The sequence below is a fragment of the Bradyrhizobium sp. G127 genome (assembly GCF_021502575.1).
In the GTDB taxonomy this organism is placed as follows: domain Bacteria; phylum Pseudomonadota; class Alphaproteobacteria; order Rhizobiales; family Xanthobacteraceae; genus Afipia.
Map to the genome: position 1 here is coordinate 1297296 of NZ_JAKFGN010000002.1, position 24259 is coordinate 1321554.

The window sequence follows — 24259 nt, forward strand, 5'->3', positions numbered from 1 at the left end:
GCCTCAACCCGCCTTCCGATCGTGCAAGGATGACGCGAAGAATGCCGCGTCCATCTCCTTGAGCTGATCGGCCATCTTCAGCGGCGCAAATTCCATCTGCTCGAGCACGTCGCGACGCACGTCGATACCGGGCGCAACCTCGGTAAGAATCAACCCCTTTGGCGTGACATCGAACACAGCGCGCTCGGTGATGACCTGCGCGCTCTGACCGCGCGCGACGCCTGATGCGACCGAGTATGTAATGTGCTCGACGCTGGGGACGAACTTGCGCACCTTGCCTTCCTTCACGATGCGCAGCTTGCCGCCGTCGAAATCGACTTCGAGCCCGCCCGTCGTAAAAGTTCCTGTGAACACGAGCCGCCTCGCGTTCTCGGCAATATCGATGAACCCCCCTGCTCCGGGATTCGCCACACCGAACTTCGAGACATTGACCGTGCCCTTCTCATCGAACTGAGCGAAGGCCAGCGCTGCGAACTGACAAAGACCGCCGTCGATCGCGTCGAATTGATAGACGCCATCGAGGATGGCATCCGGATTGAGATTCGCCGAAAACTGCCAGCCGGACATGACGATACCGCCGTATGAACCGTGCTCGGTCGTGAACCAGTAGTCTTGCAGTCCCCCGTTGGCGAACTTCCCCTGTTCGGCCATGACGAGGGGAACGTCCGCAGCCGCGCCAAAACCGAAGATCGAAAGTTCGCGCTTGCGAACTTCCTGAGCCGCGCGCATCGCGACGACCTTGTCCGCTGACATCGGGATAGGCGGAAGCTGTGACAGCGGCTTGCGCGAACCACCGAAAAAGGCGGCGTCGAACTTTACATCCGTAGTCATCATCATGTTCGGGTCGACGACCACCGCATCCACGTACATGCCGGGAATCCGGACATCGGAGGCGGGCCTCTCGGCGTGCGCAACCTGACGGCGGACCTGCGCAATCACGCGCCCTCCGCTTCCTTTTGCGGCCAGCGCCAGCGCAATATTCGAAGAGACAAGCGCGTCATTCTCGAATGAGAGATTACCATATTCATCCGAAGACGATGCGCAGATAAAGACGGTGTCAAGCTTCCAGGCCGGATAAAACAGATAGGGACTGCCGTCGAACTCGATGCGCTTGACGAGATCGTCCCTTGCGCGCTCGGTGAAGCGACCGCCGCCGTGCTTTGGATCGATGTACGTGTCGAGGCCAACGCGGGTCATATAACCCGGACTTCGGCGGGCCACCTCGCGCAGCCAGTGCATGGTGGCTCCGATTGGCCACGAATAAGCTTCGATCTTGTTTTCGCGGATCAGACGCATCAGCTCGGGCCGCTTGCCGGTCACGGGATCGACCGGATTGATGTAGGAACCGCCGACGATGCGCTTCATCAGCCCTTCTTGGGCGACGTGATCCATGCCCTTGATCCCTTGGGCATCACCGGTGCCTACCGGAAAATAGAACGTCAGATTCCGCGGCGCCGCTTCCTCGCGGAAGCGATCGCCCAGTGCCTTGAGCAACGTATCGGGTGTCACCCATCCGATCACACCGACACAACCGACCGACGAACCATCCGGAATGGATGCCACCGCCGCGGCAGCATCAACAATCTTGCTCATGACTTCACCGTGAAACGCTCGAAGGTTTTCTTGGAACTTGGCGACTCGCAGTTCAGCGCGAATTCGCGCGATGCCACTTCATCTAGGCGCTCCGCGTCAGCCATGATGAAGGGTTCAAAGAATCGCTTGGTGGATGCAATAGCTTCCGGCGGAACTGTCGTGAGGTGGTTCGCAACATCCATTGCATGGGACAACGCTGCGCCAGGCTCCGCCAGATCATCGACGAGGCCAATGCGCTCCGCCTCGACCGCATCGATGGGTTTCGCGCCCCATGTCAGCCGCCGCGCCCGCACCGGCCCGACCCGCGCGATCAGCGCCGTCAGCCCCCACGGTGGCAACCAGCCGTTCGGCGCTTCCGGTAAATGCCAGCGCGCGTTGGATGCGCTCACGACAATGTCGCACGACGCTGCAAGAATAAATCCGCCACCGAGGGCGTAGCCTTCCACCGCAGCGATCACCGGCTTGGCTCGGTACCCGATCGCACGCGCAAAAGCTGCCGTCACCGCTTCGTGGTGACACATTTCGGCGATCGACAGACCCGCCAGTTCCTTCAGGTCGCTGCCCGCACAGAATGCCGGGGGCGCACCCGTTAACACGATCGATCGCACATCCTTGTTGTGCTCGGCTTCAGCCAGCGCCGCGCCCAGTTGCGCCATCAGATCCGAACCCAACGCGTTGCGGCGCTGCGGCCGGTCGATGGTCACGACCGCAACCGCTCCCTGTAACTGGGACTTTATCATCTCAAGGTATCCTATTGGCCTATACGTGCGCCGTCAGCATTCACAGCTGCGCGGACATCCTGTCCGCGGATTTCACGGGGTGATAGATCGTTCCGGACCGCCATGACCGCGGCGTGACCGATGGCGTGCCCATAAGCAAAGCATTGCGCCGTCACGCGCGCCGACGCGACCGCTTCATGCTCAGCTGACAAGCAGCGGCCCGCCACCAGCAATCCTTCGCCCCGCTCCGGAACGAAACAGCCGTAAGGAACTTCGTAATAGTCGTTAAGCAACCATTCGACTTTCGGCTTCTCGCCCGAATGAAGCTCGATCGGCCATGGCGAAACCGCAATGCCGTCGGCGAACTTCGTTCCTTGCACCACGTCGGAATTCATAAGACGCTTGACGCCGGAAACCTGACGCGTTTGGCGGACCCCCACTTGAACGCCGGTGTCGTTGAGAAAGGCGTTCTCGCAGCCCACAAGATTGTCGTGAAAGAACCGCGCATACTCCCGCGCCTGAAGCCGCCCCTCGATTTCGGCATCGGTGAAATCGCGAGCGAATAGCGTGTTCAACTCACGTCCATCGGGACCGATCACGCGCGTGCAGTTGCAGAGCAACTCGTTCGGCCGCGTGGTCGCGAATAGCCAGATTTTCGCGCGGGGCAGCACATAGTCGCCGGCGTTATGCTTGGCCCGGATCATCGCCGAGATTTTCTCCGGCATGATGGTGTCCGCACCGTACTCCGCGATGAAGCGATCGATATCGACACCGAGCATGCGGAAGATCATCGTAGGATTCTGCACCCGACCCTGGTCGCCGACGAAATTGGGCAGACCCGCCATGGCCACCACATCCGCGTCGCCGCTGGCGTCGATCACAATCTTGGCGCGCGCATCGAGCGGCCCCTGCTTGGTCCAGACCTTCAGGCCCGCGATGCGATCACCATCCATATGAACGCCAGTTGCAACCGCGTGAAACACGATGTCCACGCCCGCCTCCCGGAGCATGGCGTCCGCGGCTTCTCGCCAGACATGAGGATCGTGCACCCTCGCCCACGTCTTCCCGTAGAGAACGGGATCCGCGAGACCTCCCATCGACTCGAGACGACGACAGAATTCATCCGCAAAGCCGAAAACCACCTGCTTCGGGCCTGCGGTGAGATTTTCCGTCGCCTCATAGAGACCGCAAACGGTTCCGGACAGGCCGGCAACCGCACCGCCGCCGCAGAACCCATATCGCTCGATCAGGGTAACCTTCAGCCCCTGCCGTGCGGCTGAAATCGCGGCCGCCACACCGGCCGCGCCGCCTCCGACAACCACAACATCTGTATCAACCCGGCTGGCGTCGCGAAAATCCAAGGCTCGACCTCTGATATCTTAGTGATGCACTATTGGTATCTCATAATGCAAAACGAGCAGCCTTGCAACCGCCTCAGAATGCGGCAGTGCAACGGCGTGAGAGGCCAGCGCGGTTTGACGAAATCTGTCGTTCCCCCACGGTCCGGGAGTTCTCTGAGAGAGATTCAACGGCACTATCCTGGCGGCATAGTAAAGCCACGCGGCGGCCCGGAATCGAAAGGCCGGCATCATCTGCCGGCCTTTTCCTTGGTAATACGTAGCAACCCGGGACTTCAGCAGACCGGGAACACGGTCATGTTCACCACGTTGCGATGTAAGTGCCCTTGAAGCGGGTATCGAGGAACTTCTTGACCGGCTCTGAGCGGTAAGCGGCGATCAGGTCCTTGACCCACGACTTGTCCTTGTCCTCCTCGCGCACCGCGAGAATGTTGATCCACGGCCCTTCGAGGCTTTCGCGCGCGATGGCATCCTTCGCCGGATTGAGACCCGCCTGAACGGCATAGTTGTTGTTGATCGAAACCAGATCGACATCCTGCAAGGAGCGTGGAAGTTGCGCGGCGTCGAGTTCGACGAATTTCAGCTTCTTCGGATTTTCCGCGATGTCGGCGATCGTTGCCGTCACGCCGACGCCCGGCTTCAGCTTGATCAGCCCTTGCTCAGAAAGGATCAGCAACCCCCGCGCACCATTGGACGGATCGTTGGCGATCGCCACGCGCGCACCCTCGGGCAGATCCGCCAGTTTCTTGTACTTGATCGAATAGACGCCCTGCGGCGACGCGATGGTGTTCGCAACCTTGACGATCTTCCAGTTGGTCTTCGATATCTGGTTCTTGAGATAGGGTTCGTGCTGGAACGAATTAGCCTCCAGATCCTTCTGCGCCAAAGCCTGGTTCGGCACCACATAATCCGTGAACTCGATCACCTTGATGTCGAGGCCGCGTTCAGCAGCAACCTTGCGCACGACGTCAAGCACCTCGGCGTGCGGCCCGGCTGTGACGCCGACCCTGATCGTTTCTGCCCGGGCGGCACCGATCAATGTGGCAAGAGCAATGATGGACGCTGTCAGCGTACGCATGGAAAACAACTCCTTATTGATGATTCAGGAATGCCGCGAACGTTTGTCGAGACGCCGGGCAATGGTGTCACCGATGGTCTGGACGCTCTGGACCAGCGCAATCAACACCAGCACGACGGTCAGCATCACCTCGGGCATGAAGCGCTGGTAGCCGTAGCGAATTCCGAGATCGCCGAGACCCCCGCCGCCGACCGCGCCGACCATGGCCGAATAGCCGATCAGGCTGACCGCGGTAAGTGTCAATGCGAGCGTGACCCCCGGCATCGCCTCCGGCAGCAGAACTTTGCGCACGATCTGCAACGGGCTAGCCCCGAAAGCACGCGCGGCCTCGATCAATCCCTGATCGACCTCGCGGATCGCCGCCTCGATGACGCGGGCGATGAACGGCGTCGCCGCAATCGTCAGCGGCACAGTGGCCGCGGCGGTACCGATCGACGTTCCGGCGATCAGGCGGGTCAGCGGCACAATGGCGACAACCAGGATGATGAACGGCGTCGAGCGCGTCGCATTAACGATGAGTCCCACGATGCGATTGACGGCCGGGGCCGGAAACAGCTCGTTGGCCCGGCTGGTCGCAAGGAAAATCCCAAGCGGGAGGCCGATCAGCGTTCCGAACAGGCCAGCCAGCGCTACCATCGTCAGCGTATCGAGGGTCGACCAGACGATCATTTGCAGAAGTTCAGGAGACATAGCCAAGGTGCTCCACGGCATTACCGCCGGATTTGAGATGTTCAATGATCTTGCCCACGAGATCAGGCGACGACGGCACGGAAACGATGAGCGTGCCGAACGGATGGCCCGCGATGGACTCGACCTGTCCATAGAGGATGTTCACATCGACATCGAATGTCCGCGAGATATGCGACACCAGCGGCCCGCTCGCATCGACGCCCTTGAATGACACCTGAAACACCGCCTGATCGCCCAGCTGCTGTACCGCCTTGAGCCGGGCCAGCAGCCATTCCGGCGTCCGACTGCCGGTCACTGAACCAACGAAACGCTTCGTGACCTCGTGCTGCGGCGACGCAAAAATATCGAGTGTCGTTCCCTCCTCGACAATCCTGCCGTGTTCCAGCACGGCGACGCGATCGGCAAGGGCTTTCACCACCGCCATTTCGTGGGTGATGAAAAGGATGGTGAGGCGAAGTTCGCTGTTGATCCGCTTCAATAGCGCGAGAATTTGATCGGTCGTCTCCGGATCGAGCGCGGACGTCGCCTCGTCAGACAGCAGGACGCTAGGATTGGTCGCGAGCGCGCGGGCAATACCGACTCGCTGCTTCTGGCCACCGGACAATTCAGCGGGATAGCGGTCGCGCTTGTCGACCAGCCCCACCATGTCGAGTAGGGGCTCGACCCTTTTGACGATTTCGCTTTTCGCGACATCGGCAATTTCGAGAGGCAGCGCAATGTTCTGAAAGGCCGTCCGGGATGACAGCAGATTGAAATGCTGGAAGATCATCCCTATGGAGCGCCGCTCCTGTCGCAGCGCGGGCTCATCGAGCGCCGTGATCTCAGTGCCGCTGACGCGAACGGAGCCTAGCGTCGGGCGTTCGAGACCGTTGATAAGACGGATCAGCGAAGACTTGCCGGCGCCGCTGCGGCCGATGACGCCGAGGATGGCCCCTTCCGGCACTTGCAGATTGATGCCGTCGAGCGCGACGACCTCGCCGGAGCCCTTTCGCGCCGGATAGACCTTTCGAATATCCTCGAGGACAATCCCCGACGACGATGGTAGCGAAAGACCCGCATGCAATGGCGTTCCACTTCGCTGTGGCCAGGGCGCGTTCATCTGATGAGTCGGTTCCGTGATGTGACAAAGCCGCGCAAAGGCGGCCTCCTTTGACTATCAGAAAATTGATGCGCTGCAATGCACCTATGCGACAAAGCAATACGTCGGTTACGTACGCGCGAACACTGAAAGATTTTTTCGAATTGGCGAGGCCGCGCAGTCGCTCTGTTCTACCCAATATTGCATCGCAGCCTCGCAAAAAGGTCTGGCGCGTAGAGACAACAGACCGTGACATCCCGACGTCCAGCCAAGTCGTTATTGAATTCTCGACGCAGAATGTCGCCCTCGTCCGACGCGGTGGAATAGCGGCGAATCACTTTCAATGAATTAGTGAACTTTTGAGTTAGTGACGAAGATCAGGGAGGATCGTCATATCCACCCGACTGGCTCAAGCGCGCCGAATAGAGAAAGAAGCAGACTTGGGCTCCTTGCTGTCTATATCGACAGCCCCTCCAGCCTCGACAAGGCTATTCGCTTTTTCACGGAGATCTCGCTTAAGAACTTTTCCGAGAGAATTGCGCGGAAGCTCGTCCATGATAAAGACGTACTTCGGCTTTTTGTAACCCGCCACGAGACCGCGCACCTGATCAACAATCGATTCCGGCGTGGGTTTGCGCCCAGGCGCGGGTTCGATGAAAGCGGCAACGGCCTCACCGTAGATCGCATCCGGTACTCCGACCACCGCAGCATCGGCTACATCTGGATTCACGATCAGGGCCTGCTCGACTTCCTTGGTGTAGATATTGAAGCCGCCGCTGAGGACCATGTCCTTCTTGCGGTCCACGATATAGAGATAGCCATCGTCGTCCGCCTTTGCCACGTCGCCGGTGCGTATCCAGCCATCGACGATAGCTTGGGCGGTCTCTTCCGGCCGGTTGTAGTAGCCGCGCATTACCGAGTAGCGGCCGGGCTCGCCGACACGAACCAGAAGCTCGCCGGCCTCGCCTGTTTTCACGGTGTTGCCGGCATCGTCCACGATCCGCACTTCCACACCCGGCGTCGGCCGGCCGATGGAAGCGGCATGATCGAACTGCTCCTCATGAGACAGGGACGTCACGCCACCGACTTCGGTCATAGCAAAGAACGACACCAGCCGCACATCCGGCAGAAGTGCGAGGAATTTACGCTTGAGTTCGACCGGAAAGGCCTCTCCGGTCACGACGATTCGCCGCAGCGATGCGCACTTCGATGGATCTGCCTCGATCTCCGGCAACATCATGCGGCACACCGTCGGCACCATGCCGACCACCGTGATCTTCTCGCGTGCGATCGTCTCAACAGTCTGACGCGGATCAAATTTCTTCATCACCACGAGGGTGCCCCCGAGCGTCATGGAGTTCGAGAGCCGCGCAAAGCCTGTTCGATGTGCCAGTGGCGTCGTGACGAGGTAGTGATCGTCACGCGAGATGCCCCATTCCACCGCATTGATGAAACAATGCTGGGTGATGATATTGGCGTGGGTGATAATCGCGCCTTTCGGCTTTCCGGTCGTTCCCGACGTGTACATGATGACGGCATCGTCAGAGTTCACGGACAGCGGCGGCAGCGGCACAATACTGCACTTCCGCAGACTGTCATAGGCAATGGCGCCTTCTGCAACCTTTCCGACTGAAATCCGTATAGCGTCGGGATTCGCTTCAAGAACATTTTTGATGGGATCGCCCGGACCTTCAAACGCGATTGCCGATGGCTGACTGTCGGAGCAGATGTGCTCAAGTTCGTGCGATGTCAGACGCGTTGTCACGGGAACGACGATGACGCCAAGCGCGAACGCCGCATAAAACAGTTCAACAATCTCTACGCCGTTGTTGAGGAAGAGCACGATGCGGTCGCCCGCGCCGAGCCCCTGCTCCTTCAGTCCGCTAGCGACGCGGGCAATCCGCCGCTCAAGATCGCGGTAGGCGATGCGCTCGTCCTCACAGACGAGCGCGGTCTTGTCGGGATAACGGACGGCCTGCGCGCGCAGGACGGTTTCCATCCTCATATCGCTTGATCCTAAGCCAGTTTGAACGCGGGATAGTTCACGTCATCGGCGAGATGATCCCAGGTCACCTCAACGCGCTGCCCGATCGCCACCTTGTCCGGATCGGTGCCGAGCACGTTGCCGAGAATTCGCACGCCCTCGTCGAGTTCGACCGTCGCAACGGACAGCGGAAGCCGGCCGTCGAGACCCGGCCCGGGAACACGGATCACGGTGCAGGCGTAGATCGTACCCTTGCCCGAGACTTCGCGCCATTCAAGGTTGCGGCTGCCGGTGTAGATGCTGACCGGACGCGGATAGTGTTGAAACTTTCCGGTGTCCTTGCAGTACTGCAAAACCAGCTTGCCTCGCTTCGCACCGTCCCAGAACGCTTGGGTATCGACATAGACCGACGGTTTTGGGACCGGACGTCCCGCCTTTTCTTCTGCCATTGTCAGGCCTCCAGAATCATTGCGGCGCTGGTACCCCAGTTCCGCGCATAGGGGATGACGCCGATGCCCGTAATCAGCGCGTTCTTCGGATTACTCACCTGACGGCCACCGCCTTCGCCGAACATCTGCCGCACGGCTTCGGCGAGGTTGAGCCCGCCGCTTGCGAGGCCCGGTTGACCGGCGGAGATCTGTCCGCCGCCAGTGTTGAGCGGCAGCGTGCCCTTGATCGAAAGATCGGTGTCGAGCGTGTAGTCGCTGCCATGCCCGCGCTTGCAGAAGCCAAAGTCCTCGAACTTCATCATCACGGCGATGGTGAAGTCGTCATACGGCTGAAACATGCGAATGTCTTTCGCGGTCAATCCGGACTGCTTATAAACTTTCGGCGCAATCTTCGAGAACCCGGTCTCGGTGATGTCCGGACAGGACTGATTGCCGTTGACGTTGGTGATCTCGGCATAGGCCGTCGGATAAACCATCTTCTTGATGCCAAGGCTCTTGGCCTTCGCCTCGCTCATCACGAGGAACGCGTTCGCACCATCGCAGAACATCACGCAATCGAGCAAACGTAGCGGATCGGCGATGACGCGGGACTTGTTGTAATCGTCCATCGTGATCGGCGTTTTGAACTTGCTATAGGCGTTATCGTTGTGGAGAGCATGTTCGCGCTGCGTAATGGCGATCTTGCCGAGCGCTTCCGGCTTAATGCCATATTGATGCTGATAGCGGCTCATCAGCAGGCCGAACGTCGCGGGCGGTCCCTGCACGCCCGGCGGGTCCTGAAATTCCGAGCGATACGCGCCGTAATTGGCACGCCACGAGGTGCTTGGAGCATCCGCCGAGAGCACGACCACGACTTCGCACAATCCGTCGCGGATTGCCGAGGCCGCACGGGCAACACCGCCGGTCGCCGAACAGCCTCCGGTGCCACCGTAATTCAGCCAGTTCGGCGTAAGCCCGAGGGCTTCGGTCATATACACCGCGAAGAAGGGGTTGGGCGCCTCACTGAGCGGACAGGTCACTGCCAAGCCGTCAATAACGTCCTTCTCGATGCCCGTGGCTTCCAGCAGTTTCGCCAAAGCTTCGCCGCCCAGATCATAGGCGCTGCGGCCAGACTTGAAGTTGATCGCCGTTTCCGAATAGCCGGCGATCACAATGTCGCGTTTTTTTGTCATGATTATTCTCCGCGGAATGCCGGTGACCGTTTTTCGCGAAAAGCCTTGAGGCCTTCGTCGCGGTCCTTTGTGAAATAAAGCAGGAAGGAGGCGTCGCCCTCAGCTTCGAACCCGTCCGGCAACGACATATCGATACCGCGGTCGATGACGGATTTCGTCATCATTACTGAGATCGGCGCATTCTCGCTGATGCTCTGGGCAATCTCCCGGGCCTTGTCGAGCGCCTTGCCCTGCTCGGTGACATGATTGACGATCCGGTAGCGTTCAGCTTCCGCGGCCGTAATGCGCCGTCCGGTCCACATCAGTTCCTTGGCAAGCGGCTTGCCGATCAGACGCGGCAGTGTCTGCGTTCCGCCTCCGCCGGGCATCATGCCGAGCTTGATTTCTGGAAGACCGAACTTCGCATTCGCGCCCGCGACGATGATATCGCCCACAAGCGCGAGTTCGAGACCACCGCCCAGGGCAAACCCTTCGATCGCAGCGATCAGCGGCTTAGTGAACGAGCCGATTTCCCGGAACAGGCGATTCACCTTTCGGTTCCGCTTGCGAAACCGATAGAAATCGAAATAGCCGTTTTCCTTGATCTGGAATTCGCTGGTGTCGATACCGGTGCAGAAGGCCTTATCGCTTCCGAGAAGAATGACGGCGCGGACATCGCGGTCATGCTCGACCTCGTTCAGAATCCCAAGAATTTCCTCGGCGGTCTGCTCGCGCAGCGAGTTCAGTTTCTCAGGGCGGTTGATCGTGATTTCGATCCACCCCTTCTCACGTTTTAGAATGACGTCTTGATAGTCCATGGAACTCGGTCTCCGGTCTTGCTCTTGATGTTGGGTGTTTTGAGTTTTCAGTGCTCGGTGTCGGCGCTGTCGCCCATGGCCGCCGCTATCTGCCGGTGGAGTTCGGCGATCCTGTTGGGGTCGGCGCGAGCCTCATCATCGATCCTGACTTCCAGGGCGATCCTCGCCGGTTGACTGAGGACGATGGCTCGGTCGGCCATTTCCAGCGCATCGTCGATGCGATGGGTAATCAGCAGACAGGTTTTCTTGAACTCGCGCGCGATCTGGTAGAAATCCCGGCGCAGCGTTCCTGATGTGACGTGGTCGAGCTGACTGAATGACTCATCGAGGAACACGATCTCCGGATCGATCGCGAGCGCGCGAGCGAGCGAGACGCGCTGGCGCATTCCGCCGGACAACTCGTGGACATACTTGTCGTCCGCCCCATCGAGACGCACGCGCCGGAGCCACTCCTGTGCACGCGTACGCGCCTCGCTCTTCGGCTTGCCCAGAATGAGAAGCCCAAGCTCGGCGTTTTCGACAGCCGTGCGCCAAGGAAGCAGGCGATCAGTCTGGAAGCTGACGGACAACCGGCCCTTCAGCTCCTTGAACGAGTTGTAGGGATCGACACCCGCCACACGAACCGAACCCTGGTTCGGCGACGTGGTGCCCATGATCAGGTTAAGCACGGTGCTTTTGCCGGCGCCGGTCTGGCCGAGCAACACGACGATTTCGCCGCGTTGAACGTTTAGCGACAGGTTATCAACCGCGAGATAGGAACCGAACGTTTTGGAGACGTTCGTGACTTCGATCAGATCATTCGTCATCGGACCGTTGCCTCCGCACGCCACCGCAACGTGAGCTTTTCGACGCCGTTGACCGCGGCCTGAAGCACCAGATTGAGGATCACCAGAAAGAAGGTCCATGCCAGCACCTGATCGATCCGAAAAGTCGACTGCGCGAGATTCATCCGCGCGCCGATACCGACAGCCGATGCAACGAGCTCTGCGAAAATCACCATGCGGATCGCGTAGCCGATCACGGATTTCGTGGTCAGGAAGATGTAAGGCACGATATGCGGCAGGATGAGATAGCGCAGCACCTGCCAGCGCGATGGCCGAAAGCTCTCGATCATGTCGACGAAGTCCTTCGGCAGCGCTCGCATGCCTTCGTAGATGTTCAAGGCATAGAACGGCAACAGGATCACCAGCAGGATGAAGAATATCCGCGTCTCCGGATTCTTGAACCAGAACACGGCGACCAGCATCCACGACAGCGCGGGAATGCCGGTATCGATCACTACGATCGCCTTGAGATACGGCCTGATGGCAGGCAGCATCCCCATGGCAAGGCCGAGCGTCACGCCCACGGCCATGGCGATCGCCACTGCTATCGCCAGCCGAACCAACGTGACTGCGACGTGGTAGGGATCAGTGAAGAAAAGCTCCCGCGCCGCATTCCAGACCGCGACGGGCGACGGCATGATGTAATCCGGCACGTAACGGCTGGTTACTTCCATCGCGATCAACAGTGCGACAACCACGACGCAGGTCGCGAACAGATCACGTCTGCTTTCCGGATTCTTGCTGGGCCGGGCCATCATCGATAGCGGCTTGACGATAGGCCGCTCGAGTTGCACCCGTCCCGGCGCGTTCTCTGCCTTGGCACTCGCTGACATCTTGTGTTGCATCCGTTCAAACAGCGAAGAATTTGTCGTCGACGGGTTTCGTGAGCAGCCCGTTGCGCGCAAGAAACTCGCTGGCTTTGATGACCGACGTCCGCGCTGCGGGATCCGTCATCGGACGGAAGCGGAATGTCAGTCGCTTCGATCCCATAGCTTCCTTCAGAATGTCATTCGGAACGCCCGTCTTTTCACCGAACAGGTCAACGGCTTTTGCCGTGTCGGCATTGATCCCGCTCAGGCATTCCTCGAAGACCTTGCTGATTCTGGCGACGATACCGGGGTTCTTTTCAATCAGTTCTTGCCGCACGCCGACGCCGAAGTACGGCAGATCGCCCTCGCCGATCTTGTGATAGGCGTCACCCGCCTTGAAGATCACGCGTAGATCCGGCTTCTTGACCAGCCCTGTTGTGATGTTTGGCTCCCACGACAAGGCGGCATCGGCTCGGTCCGCCATCACCAGGGTTACGGAGGCAGCAGGATTGTCGACGTTCTGAATCGTCGCATCCTTCTCAATGTCGAGGCCGTTCGCTTCCTTGATGAGTGCGCGCACCATGCGATAGGTGCCGGTAGATTGAAGGGCAGCGATCGTTTTTCCCTTGAGCTGTGCCACATCGCTCACGCCGCTCTTCGGCGCGAGCAGCGCAATCATGTTCGCATCGGTAATGGTGCAAAGATACTTGATCGGGACTCCGGCCTGATGACGCGCAGCAAACGTGTCCCAGCTTCCAATGCAAACGTCGTAGTTACCGGCAACGAAATCGTTGTAGTAGGTCGAGACCGCTGTATAGGGCGCAGGGTCCGGCAAGCTCAGGCTATTCTTCTGTCCGAGCTTGTTCGCGAGAATGTATTGAACGGGCAGCACCGTGAACCCGGGCTGCAGCGCGGCCCATCTCACTGGAGTGGCAGTCGCGGCAAGCGCCGCCCGGATGCCTGGCGCAGCCATCAGGGATGCGGCTCCCGATGCGGCAACAAAACCTCGTCGTGTGAACCCTGTCATCGCGTTTCCTCCCCCGTTTACGCGCGTCTGATTGCGCGCATTTTTTGGAGACTCCATCGCCCGCTCACGGCGAGCGCAGATCCTCTCCTTTGTTGCGATTACTCTAACCTTGCCAAAGCCGGGACGGTGGCGCATTTTCTCTCCCTGTTCGTTCCAAATATGAGACGTTTGGGCACGGTAAGGCCGTACAGGAGCCTGATCGGCTGAGGCAGGAGAGACGCGCTGCGATGACCCGGAAACTCGATCTGAACGCCCTGCTCCTCTTCTTCGAAGTCACCAATGCCGGGAGCATCAGCGCGGCGGCGAAGAAACTCGGCATTCCGAAATCGACCATCAGCCGCAAGATCCAGTTTCTCGAGGACCAAACCGGCGCAGTGCTGTTCAGGAAGGGAAGCCGCAAGCTCGCCACGACAGATATCGGTCAGGCGCTGTTCGAACATTGCGAACGCATTGCGGCCGAGATCGACGAGGCGGGACTCGGAACCGCGCGCATGCAAACCGAACTGCGCGGCACACTGCGCGTGAGCATGCCAGTGGACTTCGGCATCGGTTGGCTCAGCCGCGCCATCGCCGCTTTCGCCGTCAGCTATCCCGACATCCATCTGGTGATCGACGCCAACAGCCGATGGGTTGACGTTACCGTGGAACCTTATGACGTCGCCGTGCAACTCGGTCCCCTGCCCAAGACTCAAGGCGGCACACGACGTCTGGCCAGTATCACCCGTGGCGTCTACGCCAGTCCCCAGTTTCTCGACCGTATGGGAACGCCCCTTAACATTGATGACTTTGGCAGGTTCGACTGCATCGTGACCGAACACCAGCGCGCCGAAGGCGTCTGGAATTTCCGCAGCGAGCTCGGCGCCAAAGTCATCAGCGTCGCCGGACGCGTGACCGTCAATCATATCGGCATCGCGCGCGAACTCGTGATCGGCGGAGTCGGCCTCGGCATCCTGCCGAACATCATGTGCCAGAACGATGTGAGGACAAAACGGCTGGCCCGCGTGTTGACTGACTGGGAAAGCCCTGCCCTCGAGGTCTCTGCCACTTTCCCGGGCAAGCGAAAAGAATCGCGGCGCCTGCGCACCTTTCTCGATTTCATGGAACAAAAACTGAAAATCGAAGGCGAAGCCTCGACACGCGCAGCGGCTGTGATCCGTCGATCCGGTGCATGATTGGCGCAAATATCGTGTCTGTCTGAGGACCATCAGTCCCCTTATGTTGTCAGAAGTGAATCAAACTCTTTCCATAATCACGATCATCAGTATATCCGCGGGCTGCGCGCTCCGGATCGCGTGCGACTTCTGTGCTGCAGCGGTATCCACCTCTACACCGTTCCGCAGTTCTGAAAGACGTGCTTGATCTCGATGAAATCGATCAGCGCATCGTATCCGTGCAATCTGCCCAGCCCGCTGCGGCGGTAGCCGCCCGTCTCCGCTTCCGCAAACAGTTTGTTGTGATCGTTGATCCAAACCGTTCCGTTGCGCAGCGCGCGCGCAATCCGCATGGCGCGGGCGCCATCGTTGGTCCAGACGCTTGCGGATAGCCCATATTCGCTGTGGTTGGCGCGCGCGACCGCCTCCTTTTCGTCCTCGAATTTTTCGATCACCACGAGAGGGCCGAATATTTCCTCCTGGATGAAGAATGCGGACGTATCGCGATGCGCTAAGAGCGTAGGCCCCATAAAGAAGCCATCGGCGAGATCGCCGCCGGGCCGCTCCCCGCGCAACACCACTTCATCCGCGGCTTCCATCGATTCCTCGATTCGGCTGGATACAGCATCGAACGCTTGCGCATCAATCAGAGGCCCGATATCGGCTCCCGCGACCCCGCCCGGCGCAACTTTAAGGCCCGCCAGTGCCGCCTTGAGAGCGGATTTCATCTCGTCATATCGTGAGGCGTGCACCAGTATGCGCCGCGCAGCGGTACATTGTTGCCCAGAGATGATCGTCGCTGCTGCCGCCAGCTTCGGCGCGATCTCGGCAACATTCGCATCTTCAAACACAAGGCAAGACGATTTGCCGCCCAGTTCCAGTGATAGTTTCTTCATTGTTGGCGCAGCCGCAGCCATGATGCGCTGGCCGGTCGCGTTCGAACCGGTAAAGCTGATAACATCCACATCGGAAGACGCGACCAGATACGCCGCAACATCGTGCCCTTGTTCACTCACCAGATTGACGACGCCTTTCGGCAGTCCATCCACTTCATGGAGAGATTTGATGATCTCGGCCGTGATCAAAGCTGTCTGCGGCGCCGGCTTGATGACCACGGTGCATCCCGCTGCCAATGCAGGCGTCAATGAACGTATCAGGAGAACGGCAGGCGAATTCCAGGGGATGATGAGACCGGCCACTCCCGCCGGCTCCTTGAGCAAAGTGGAAAATGCGCCGGGCTCCACCTCGAAGACATGGCCTGGAATGTAACGTGCAAGGCCTGCGTAATAACGTATCTCAGAGACAGAACCCGCAATCTCGCCGCGCGATTGCGGGAGCGGCTTGCCGTTCTCCATCGTCAACAGTCGAGCCAGTTCGTCCGCACGGCGCTCCATCAGATCAGCCCAGCGGAGCAGCACGGTTTGGCGCAGCCGTGGATTCTGTGCCCACTCAGGACGTTCGAATGCTGTTCGGGCAGCCGCCACGGCAGCCTGCGCGTCGGCGACGCCGCTTGCGCTATAAACGCCGATGACACGTTGATTGGAAGGATCAATACTGTTTGCAGATTGGCCCGAGAGGGCCGGCTGCCAACGGCCATCGATCAGATTCTGGGCATGAAGCGACATCTGACGTTATCCTAGAAGTATGAAACTCGACGGTGAATTGCCCCGTTGAAAGTGACGAGGCGCTCATGGCGATATCGGCTGCCGGGAGGCTAACCGTGAATAAGGCCCGCAAATGCAGCTTGCGGATCGTCAAGCAACACGCGGGACAGGTCGACGTCCTCTTCGCCTTTGACGTGAATGCGCTTGAAAGTCATCGGCTCCGATTCGATCGGCTTCGTTGCGTCGAGACCCATCTTGGCGCTGATGCCGGCATTGCTGCTGGGGTCGAGCTTCGAACCCTGCGCTCCCGAAACAACCAAAAGATCTCTGTCCGCCTGAAAGCGCGTCGCAATGGCCCATTCGATCTCGTTCGGCTTGTCGATATCGACATCCATGTCCACGACGACGACCTGCTTCAGATCATAGTGGCCGCCAAAAGCGCCCATGATGATATTTTTCGGCTCGCCATTATTGGCTTTGTCGATCTTTACGACGAGATGATAGCGGCATATGCCGCCCCATGTGAGCCGCACGTCGCGTACGCTGGAGAAGCTGCGCTGCAGATGTTCAAGCAGGGTTGCTTCGCGCGGAATTTCACCAAGCACCAGATGCTCCGCACCGCCACCAACGATGGTGTGAAAGATCGCGTTCTTGCGATGGGTGATCGCATCGACCTGAATGACCTCACGATTGGCGCGGGGACCATAATATTGCGGGAACTCCCCGAATGGTCCCTCAGGCTCTCGCACTTTCGGGAGAATGCGTCCTTCGATTACGATCTCGGCATGAGCCGGCACCCGAACCCGATTGGTTTGGCATTTCACCATTTCGATGGGATGCCCCAGCAGCGCGCCGGCAATCTCCATTTCGTCTTCGTCAACCGCAGCAATCGCTTGCGACGCAAGAATGCAAGCCGGATGAACGCCGATCACAAGCGCGATCTCCAATCCTTCGCCGGCCTGCTCCGCCATCTTGTAGTAATGCAGCGTATGGCGCGGCAGCAAAAGAACACCGATCCGGTCGGGACCGCTGACCTGGCAGCGATGGATCGAGACGTTTTGAATTCCGGTTTTTGGATTTCGCGCGATCAACAGTGCAGCCGTAATGTAGGGCCCGCTGTCGTGTTCGTTGTGCTTCGGTATAGGTAACTGCCTCAACAGATCCACTTCGCGGTGAACCACCTCCTGCGCAGCAGCGTCCTTGACCTCCACCCAGGGAATTGGAGCACGGACGGCTTTTTGGAAATGCGTCAACAGATCGTCGGTGACGATACCAAGCGAGTCCGCCACCCAGCTGCGGTTCGCAAAGATATTCGCTACCACCGGAATGGTGTGCTGATCCGGTGACGGAAACAGCACGGCGCTGTCATTTTCGAGCCGCTTGGAGACTGCGGCGACTTCGTCAATCAGCGACAATCCGCTGCGCGTCACCGCAAGACGATCCGTTGCAGCGAGCTGCCTCAACCAGCTTCGCAAATCGGGCGCGGCGCTGGGGCTGGTGGGTGCCTGGAGATTCCTGGCTTCCATGGTCATATCCTTCGGAATGATTGGTCTTGTCGTTGAAATCAGGATGCGTTGCCGCGCGCCGCAGGACGGCGCTTCAGGCCGAGGCCCTCACCCCACCGCTCCACCACGCCGACGTCGATGTCGAACAGGTCCAGCACACGGCCAACCGTGTGATCCACCATCTCTTCAAGGCTGTTGGGCTTGGAGTAGAACGCAGGGACCGGCGGCGCGACGATCGCGCCCATTTCCGACAGCGCAGTCATGGTCCGCAAATGCCCGGTGTGAAGGGGTGTTTCCCGCACCATCAGCACCAGCCGCCGGCGCTCCTTCAGAGTGACGTCCGCGGCGCGCGTCAACAGGGTGGTGGTGACGCCCGACGCGATCTCGGACATCGAGCGCATGGAACACGGAGCAATGACCATGCCTGCAGTGCGAAACGAACCGCTCGAGATCGACGCCGCCAAGTCGTCCACGGCATGGACCGTGTGGGCCATCTCCTTGACGTCCGTGATCTTGAGCGATGTTTCATAGGCGAAGGTCACTTCGGCCGTCTTCGACATCACGAGATGGGTTTCGACGCCGGCATTACGCAGCAACTGCAGCAATCGGACGCCATAAATCACCCCCGATGCGCCCGAAATTCCCACGACAATGCGCCGCTGCGGAGGCTCGATCATTCGTTTCCTGCCCTTCAGGCTATCGGTTGCGCACGACCCATCTGCCGAAACAGCGGGACCTTTGCCACAGGCTACGCAAGGCCTTTGATCAGCACAAATAATAGATTTTGATTTTTTCAATCATTTATATTGATAATATGAAGAGCAGCTTTTGGGATAACCCGATGGATTTCAAGCAACTCCAGTATTTTCTTTGTCTTGCGCAGGAGGGCAACGTGACGCGCGCTGCCCGCCTGCTCAACATCGTGCAGCCCGCCTTAAGCATGCAGATCGCCAAACTTGAGAAGTCGGTTGGCAAACAGCTTTTTTACCGCTCCGCACACGGCGTCTCGCTGACGCCAGCTGGCGAAACGCTGGCCGGGCTCGCAAACTCGATCATGCAGAATGTCGATCACGCGCGGGACGAGATGGCCCGATTGGATGGCACGATTTCGGGCCGGGTCAGCATCGGCATGATCACATCGGCGGCGCAAAGCACGCTTGCAACTTCATCGGCAAAGATCGCGGTGCGCTATCCGGAAATTCAGCTCCTCGTGTGCGAAGGCTACACGGAGATGCTGGTCGACTGGGTCGCAACCGGCCAACTCGACATTGCTATCGTCAACCTGCCACCGGGAAAATCGACACTAACGGCGCGACATATCCTCGACGAGGAGATGATGCTCGCGCGCGGTCCCCGCAACAAGGTTGAATTGCCCAATGTTGTGCCCTATCGGCGTCTGAAAGACCTCAGCATCGTCATGCCATCGCGCCGTCACGGCTTGAGGCGCATCCTCGACGCCGCCGCTGCCGAGGCCGATTTTGCGCTGAAACCGCGGCTGGAGATCGACACCCTTTCGGCCATTTGCGATGTCATCGCTACCACCGATCTTGTTACGGTCCTGCCCGGGATCGCGCTTTATCCCGACCTAGCAGCCGGGAAGATCGAAGCCCATCGTCTGCGCAAGCCCGGGATCGTCAGAACAATCGCATGGGTTACGCATCCAAGGAGAGTAGTGTCCGCAGCCATGACGGCGGTCATGGACATCATTGCGGAAGACCTTCATACAGCCGCGACCTCCGCGTCCCGCCTGGTGAACCGTTAAGCGTTCTCACGACGGGATCGTGATAAGAGCCGCCTCATCCAGCGGCCATTCAACTTGCAGTTTCTGCGACAAACGATCTTGCGTCGGGCAAGGCTTACGAACAAACTGTCGGTCATGCGCAGCGTTTCGACCAGAACGTCGCGAATCCCCGAAGAGATCGGCAATCTGATTGCCTCTCCGCAAGCCTATGCGCGCCAAAAGCAGCTGCTGTCCGCCTTCCGTGGGCTGCGCGAAAGCAACCCCGTCGGCCGGGTCGAGCTTGAGGATTTCGATCCATTTTGGGCGGTGACCCGCTGTGCTGATATCGTCGCCGTGAGCCGTCAGCACGAGATTTTCCACAATGGCGACCGTGCGACTGCGCTCGTGCCTCGCGCCACTGATGAAAAGGTCCGGGCGCTCATGCGCGGCAGTCCGCATCTTATTCGTACGCCGGTTCACATGGATGCGCCGGAACATCCAGCCTATCGCGCGATAACCCAGTCCTGGTTTACCCGGCAAAGCGTGTCGACACTGGAGGATCGTATACGCGGTGTTGCCCGTCATTGTCTGGATCGCATGAGCGCACTGGGAAGCGAATGCGAATTTGTCCACGATGTTGTACGACCGTTTCCGCTCCGGGTGATGCTGAGTATTCTTGGAATTCCGCAGGACGACGCGCCGGAGGTTCTCGCCCTCACCGAGAAGTTCTTTCAAGGTCAGGACGAGATCGACATTGCGGACAAGGCGTCAGCCAAAGACCCGGCGCGGCATGCGAAGCATTTGTTTCATGTGCTTTCCGAGTTTAGAACCTATTTCAAGCCGTTGATCGAGGCCCGTCTCAAGGCGCCGCGTGACGACGTCATTACGGCAATCGCGCACGCTAAAATCGACGGGACCTCCATTCGCTCCTTTGAGGCGATCAGCTATTTGCTGATCCTCGCCACAGCCGGACACCACACGACGTCCTCCTCCATCGCAGGCGGAGTGTGGGCGCTCTGTCAGCACCCGAATGAATTCAGAAAAGTTGCCGCGGATCGTGATCTGATCCCCAATCTTGCTGAGGAAGCGATACGCTGGACGACACCGGTCCAACATTTTATGCGTACCGCGGCGAGAGACACCGAATTGAATGGCCAACGCATTGCCGCCGGCGACTGGCTGATGCTGTGCTATTTGTCCGGAAGCCGGGACGAAGCCGTCTTCGATAATCCGGACTGCTTTTGCGTGGATCGTTCTTCCGAAGCGGCCATCGCGTTCGGGCACGGTGCCCACATTTGTCTTGGCCGGCATCTTGCTCGGCTTGAGATGCGCATTTTCTTCGAAGAGATGTTTGCCCGGATCGACCGCATCGAGTTGAACGGCGAGCCACGACGCTGCGCGTCCGTGTTTGTTGGCGGTCCGACGTATGTTCCGGTGCGATACAACATTGTTGCCGCGTAGTCGCCGTGGCTCAACAGAACGCGGCCGAAACCATTCAATTGGTGCCCTTCAGCCGCGAGCGACAACACCCTGAGCGCTGGAGCTTAAACTCGCAGGTGAAATCGGCATTTCAAGATTGGCGTAGAGTGCGTCTGCTATATAGAGAAGTTGATCCCCTTCGGTGGAGTGTCCCATTTGGAAATAGGTCTGTGCAAGACCTCTTTGGCAATGAGCCATCTCGGGGCGCAAGCCGAGTTCCGAAGCAATTTTGAGAGCTTCAAGATAGGAGGTTTCAGCCGCGTCCAGCTGTTTGGAGCGGTGACAGGCCTCAGCCATCAACCGGCGGGCCGAGGCTTCGACGGCGCGATAGTGATGGCGCGTCGCGAGATCTAACGCGCCCTCGGCCTCCGCAGTGACGCCATCGGCGCGGCCCGCCAGCAATTTGGCGAAGCCGAGATACACGGTCGACCACGCCACGCCGTAGGGAAATTTTGCGGATTGGGAAAACCCAACGGCTCTGGCGAGCAATTCGACACCGTCACTGGCGCGACCGATCAGGCTGTAAGTGTGCCCTAAACTCGTTGATAGAACAGGAACCAGAAAGCTGATCTGGGCCGAGCGGCAGATTTGATATCCGTGCTCCAGCGATGTAAGCGCGCCTGCCGCATCTCCTTGATGAGAGAGGACGAAACCGGCGTACCAGTAGGCAAGCGCCATGTCGTAGGGGCGGCGTACCTCGTCCGCGATTGCACAGGCTTGCTGAGCCGCCGCGGACGCCTGACGAAAATTGCCTAAGTAAGCGTGAGAGGCGGCGAGCATTCCCAACCATAAAACTGAACTCGTTCCGGTGGTTCCGATCCGCTCCTGTCGCAGCGGCCCGCTGGTCCACGATTGATTTTCTCGAAGCAGCGCCAAGGACTGCCGGAAATCGCCACGCCACATGTAGGCCTGTCCGAGAAAAGAACTCGCTGATAGTTCCAGAAGGTTGTTCTTGATCTCTCTTGCAATACGAAGGCCGCGCTCGCCGCATTCAACGCCAGCATCGAGATCACCTTGCCAGTTATGAACGAATGTCTGCGCGACGTTGATGGCGGCCAAACGAGGCCGGTCCTCGATCGAATGGGCCATGGCTTCGGCTTCGCGCAAGCACCTCTCAAGGGTTGGATATTCGGTGGTTGCGCCGAGGATTGCCCTGAGCCCCAAGCGGATATCGATCCCGATCTGAATATGGGTCTTATCCTGTGGCAAATGGGCAAGAGCCTGAATCGCCTGTTCAAAGAAGATGTGCGCTTCCCGATAAGCCGACAACTCGACTGCCTTGTCTCCGGCCTGGCGCGAATAGACCAGCGCTTCTTTCCACAATCCGCCGTTCAGGGCATGGTGACTCAAGCTTTCAACCATTTCCGCGAGGTTGCCGCTGTATTGGGATTCAATGGCCCTCAGAATCCGTCCATGCAGCTCTTGACGCGTCTTCGACAGCAGACCGCTATAGGCGACTTCATGGGTAAGGGCGTGCTTGAACCTGAACTGAAAGGAAGCCGTGTTGGGAACCTGATACAGAAAATCGGCGGCCTGCAGATCGGCAAGCAGTGCCTGCAAGTCGATGCGCGGGATTTCCGCGACTTCTTCCAGCAACGCGGCATGAACGTCGGGACCGATCGCGGATGCTGTCTGCAGCAAATCCCGCTGTGCGGGAGCCAAAAGATCGATGCGGCTGGCCAATACGGCTTGGACACTTTCCGGAATCTTGATGTCGTTGAGCTCCCGAACAAGATCGTAAGATCCCATGCGCCCCCGCAACACACCGCGCTCCACCAGAGACCTAATCGTTTCCTCGATAAAGAGCGGGATTCCGTCTGTTCGTCGAACGATCAGATCGCACAACTGCTCGTTGGTGTTATCGTTTCCAAGCATCGTGCGTACGAGGCGCTCCGCCGCGGGTCCATTGAGCGCCTCGACCTGAATCGCGCTATAATAATTCTTGCCGGCCCATTTGTGTTCGTATTCAGGACGACACGTCAGAATGATCAATAGCCGATGACTTTCGATCTCATCCGCGATGCTTTCTAGCAGGGTGCGGGTTTCGGCATCGGTCCATTGCATATCCTCGAACCACAGCAGCAGTGGGCGCGATCTAGCCCCGCGCAGGATCAGGCTTTTCCCGGCTGCCAGAATTTTTTGCCGCCGTGCCATTGGCTCGAGCGCTAGCCACTCTGCGTCTTCCACCGGTAGATCGAGGAGCGAATGGATAGCCGGAATCGCGGATATCAAATCTTCCCCGAATGAGGAGATCTTCGCTTGAATCCGCCGCTTGACGTCATCTGACGTTGCCTGTTCCGGAATTTCAAACCATGTTCGGATCAAATTAGAAAATGCGAGATAAGGCGTATTCCTCGTGTAGGAAGCGGTCGCTGTTTTAAGGACAGTCCAGGCGGCGGCATCCGGTGAATGCAGGATTTCATGCACCAGCCGGGACTTTCCGGCCCCGGGCTCGCCGACCACACAAATCAGCCTACCGCGTCCTGCGACGGCCTCGTGCATCGCATCTCGAAGAATTCCCAATTCGGCATCGCGACTGACGAACTTGGTTAAGCCACGCGCGGCCGTCACCTCCCAGCGCGTCCGCGCGGACGTGTGGCCGACGATCTCAAAAAGCTCGAGCGGTTCACGAAATCCTTTCACAGCACGGGGCCCGAGCGAATTGACCGTTATCAGGCCCTCGGCCAGGCGCGCCACGTTCGCCGTGCAGTAGATGCTTCCAGGCGCAGCCATTTGCTCCATCCGGGCGGCAAGATGAACCGTTGCGCCGATCGCGTCGTAATCCACCGAAAGATCCGTATTGACAGCGCGGACAAGGACCTCTCCCGCGTGCAAGCCGACGCGAATGGCGGGCTGGGCGTCGGATGCGCCTCGCATTGCATTCTGCATATCCAAAGCCGCATAGGCTGCTCTGACCGCGCTATCCTCATAAGCCAAGGGCGCGCCGAATAACGCCATGATACCGTCACCCTCGATGCGGTTGATGGTGCCCTCATAGCGATGGACAGCATCGATCATGAGTTGCAGCGTCGGGCGAAGACGTTGCTCGACCTGTTCGGGATCGAGATCCTGAATGAGGCTGGTTGATCCTTTCATGTCGGCGAACAAAACCGTTATCTGCTTTCGCTCGCCTTCGATCGCAGCCCGGGATTCAAGCAACCGTTTCGCCAGATGCCGTGGAAGATTGATGGGCGCGGCAATGTTCTCCATGCCGGCTTGCTT

General features: G+C 59.0%; 20 protein-coding genes. 3 read left to right on the plus strand and 17 right to left on the minus strand.

Annotated elements, in window-relative coordinates; genetic code table 11:
- Window positions 1-3 precede the first annotated feature (3 nt).
- The 13 genes from LVY71_RS18290 to LVY71_RS18350 all read right to left on the minus strand — a co-directional run bounded on the left by LVY71_RS18290 (window position 4) and on the right by LVY71_RS18350 (window position 13578).
- Entirely contained in the window at window positions 4-1593 is a 1590-nt protein-coding gene (locus LVY71_RS18290) for an acyl CoA:acetate/3-ketoacid CoA transferase (protein WP_235101266.1), read from the minus strand.
- Entirely contained in the window at window positions 1590-2333 is a 744-nt protein-coding gene (locus LVY71_RS18295) for an enoyl-CoA hydratase/isomerase family protein (protein WP_235101267.1), read from the minus strand. Before LVY71_RS18295 ends, LVY71_RS18290 begins: the two co-directional genes overlap by 4 nt.
- Before the next feature lie 11 nt (window positions 2334-2344).
- A complete protein-coding gene (locus LVY71_RS18300) occupies window positions 2345-3673 on the minus strand; it encodes an FAD-dependent oxidoreductase (RefSeq protein WP_235101268.1) in 1329 nt (442 codons plus the stop codon).
- 298 nt (window positions 3674-3971) lie between these two features.
- Window positions 3972-4748 carry a MetQ/NlpA family ABC transporter substrate-binding protein gene (locus LVY71_RS18305; RefSeq protein ID WP_235101269.1) on the minus strand — a complete coding sequence of 259 codons (777 nt, stop codon included), beginning with the start codon at window positions 4746-4748 and terminating at the stop codon, window positions 3972-3974.
- A 24-nt stretch (window positions 4749-4772) separates the two neighbouring features.
- Entirely contained in the window at window positions 4773-5438 is a 666-nt protein-coding gene (locus LVY71_RS18310) for a methionine ABC transporter permease (protein ID WP_235101270.1), read from the minus strand.
- Window positions 5428-6537 (minus strand): methionine ABC transporter ATP-binding protein, encoded by a 1110-nt coding sequence (locus LVY71_RS18315; RefSeq protein ID WP_235101271.1) that lies wholly within the window; start codon window positions 6535-6537, stop codon window positions 5428-5430. The genes LVY71_RS18310 and LVY71_RS18315 overlap by 11 nt, the downstream gene beginning before the upstream one ends.
- Window positions 6538-6925: 388 nt before the next feature.
- Window positions 6926-8521: a class I adenylate-forming enzyme family protein gene (locus tag LVY71_RS18320; protein ID WP_235101272.1), complete on the minus strand. Its 1596-nt coding sequence runs from the start codon at window positions 8519-8521 to the stop codon at window positions 6926-6928.
- Between the two features lie 11 nt (window positions 8522-8532).
- Window positions 8533-8949, minus strand: a complete 417-nt coding sequence (locus LVY71_RS18325; protein WP_235101273.1) for a Zn-ribbon domain-containing OB-fold protein — start codon at window positions 8947-8949, stop codon at window positions 8533-8535.
- A 2-nt stretch (window positions 8950-8951) separates the two neighbouring features.
- On the minus strand, window positions 8952-10121 hold the full coding sequence (locus LVY71_RS18330) for a thiolase family protein (protein WP_235101274.1): 1170 nt from the start codon (window positions 10119-10121) through the stop codon (window positions 8952-8954).
- 2 nt (window positions 10122-10123) lie between these two features.
- Window positions 10124-10918 (minus strand): enoyl-CoA hydratase/isomerase family protein, encoded by a 795-nt coding sequence (locus LVY71_RS18335; RefSeq protein ID WP_235101275.1) that lies wholly within the window; start codon window positions 10916-10918, stop codon window positions 10124-10126.
- Between the two features lie 47 nt (window positions 10919-10965).
- Entirely contained in the window at window positions 10966-11724 is a 759-nt protein-coding gene (locus tag LVY71_RS18340) for an ABC transporter ATP-binding protein (RefSeq protein WP_235101276.1), read from the minus strand.
- On the minus strand, window positions 11721-12575 hold the full coding sequence (locus tag LVY71_RS18345) for an ABC transporter permease (RefSeq protein ID WP_235101277.1): 855 nt from the start codon (window positions 12573-12575) through the stop codon (window positions 11721-11723). Before LVY71_RS18345 ends, LVY71_RS18340 begins: the two co-directional genes overlap by 4 nt.
- Before the next feature lie 16 nt (window positions 12576-12591).
- On the minus strand, window positions 12592-13578 hold the full coding sequence (locus tag LVY71_RS18350; protein ID WP_235101278.1) for an ABC transporter substrate-binding protein: 987 nt from the start codon (window positions 13576-13578) through the stop codon (window positions 12592-12594).
- A gap of 227 nt (window positions 13579-13805) precedes the next feature.
- Between LVY71_RS18350 and LVY71_RS18355 the strand changes: the two genes are divergently transcribed.
- Window positions 13806-14750 carry a LysR family transcriptional regulator gene (locus LVY71_RS18355; protein WP_235101279.1) on the plus strand — a complete coding sequence of 315 codons (945 nt, stop codon included), beginning with the start codon at window positions 13806-13808 and terminating at the stop codon, window positions 14748-14750.
- Window positions 14751-14902: 152 nt separating this feature from the next.
- Here LVY71_RS18355 and LVY71_RS18360 read toward each other — a convergent pair whose 3' ends face one another.
- From LVY71_RS18360 to LVY71_RS18370, 3 genes are all read right to left on the minus strand, one after another.
- Complete coding sequence (locus tag LVY71_RS18360; protein WP_235101280.1) at window positions 14903-16354, minus strand: aldehyde dehydrogenase family protein; 1452 nt, start codon at window positions 16352-16354, stop codon at window positions 14903-14905.
- A gap of 89 nt (window positions 16355-16443) precedes the next feature.
- Entirely contained in the window at window positions 16444-17859 is a 1416-nt protein-coding gene (locus LVY71_RS18365; RefSeq protein WP_235101281.1) for a UbiD family decarboxylase, read from the minus strand.
- A 38-nt stretch (window positions 17860-17897) separates the two neighbouring features.
- On the minus strand, window positions 17898-18515 hold the full coding sequence (locus LVY71_RS18370) for a UbiX family flavin prenyltransferase (protein ID WP_235101282.1): 618 nt from the start codon (window positions 18513-18515) through the stop codon (window positions 17898-17900).
- Window positions 18516-18679: 164 nt separating this feature from the next.
- Here LVY71_RS18370 and LVY71_RS18375 point away from each other — a divergent pair, with 164 nt between their 5' ends.
- Both LVY71_RS18375 and LVY71_RS18380 read left to right on the plus strand, forming a co-directional pair.
- Window positions 18680-19600 carry a LysR family transcriptional regulator gene (locus LVY71_RS18375; RefSeq protein ID WP_235101283.1) on the plus strand — a complete coding sequence of 307 codons (921 nt, stop codon included), beginning with the start codon at window positions 18680-18682 and terminating at the stop codon, window positions 19598-19600.
- Between the two features lie 114 nt (window positions 19601-19714).
- Entirely contained in the window at window positions 19715-21019 is a 1305-nt protein-coding gene (locus LVY71_RS18380) for a cytochrome P450 (protein WP_235101284.1), read from the plus strand.
- 48 nt (window positions 21020-21067) lie between these two features.
- Here LVY71_RS18380 and LVY71_RS18385 read toward each other — a convergent pair whose 3' ends face one another.
- The gene (locus LVY71_RS18385) at window positions 21068-24247 is read right to left on the minus strand and encodes an ATP-binding protein (RefSeq protein WP_235101285.1); all 3180 of its coding nucleotides are present in this window, start codon (window positions 24245-24247) and stop codon (window positions 21068-21070) included.
- Between the last annotated feature and the right edge of the window lie 12 nt (window positions 24248-24259).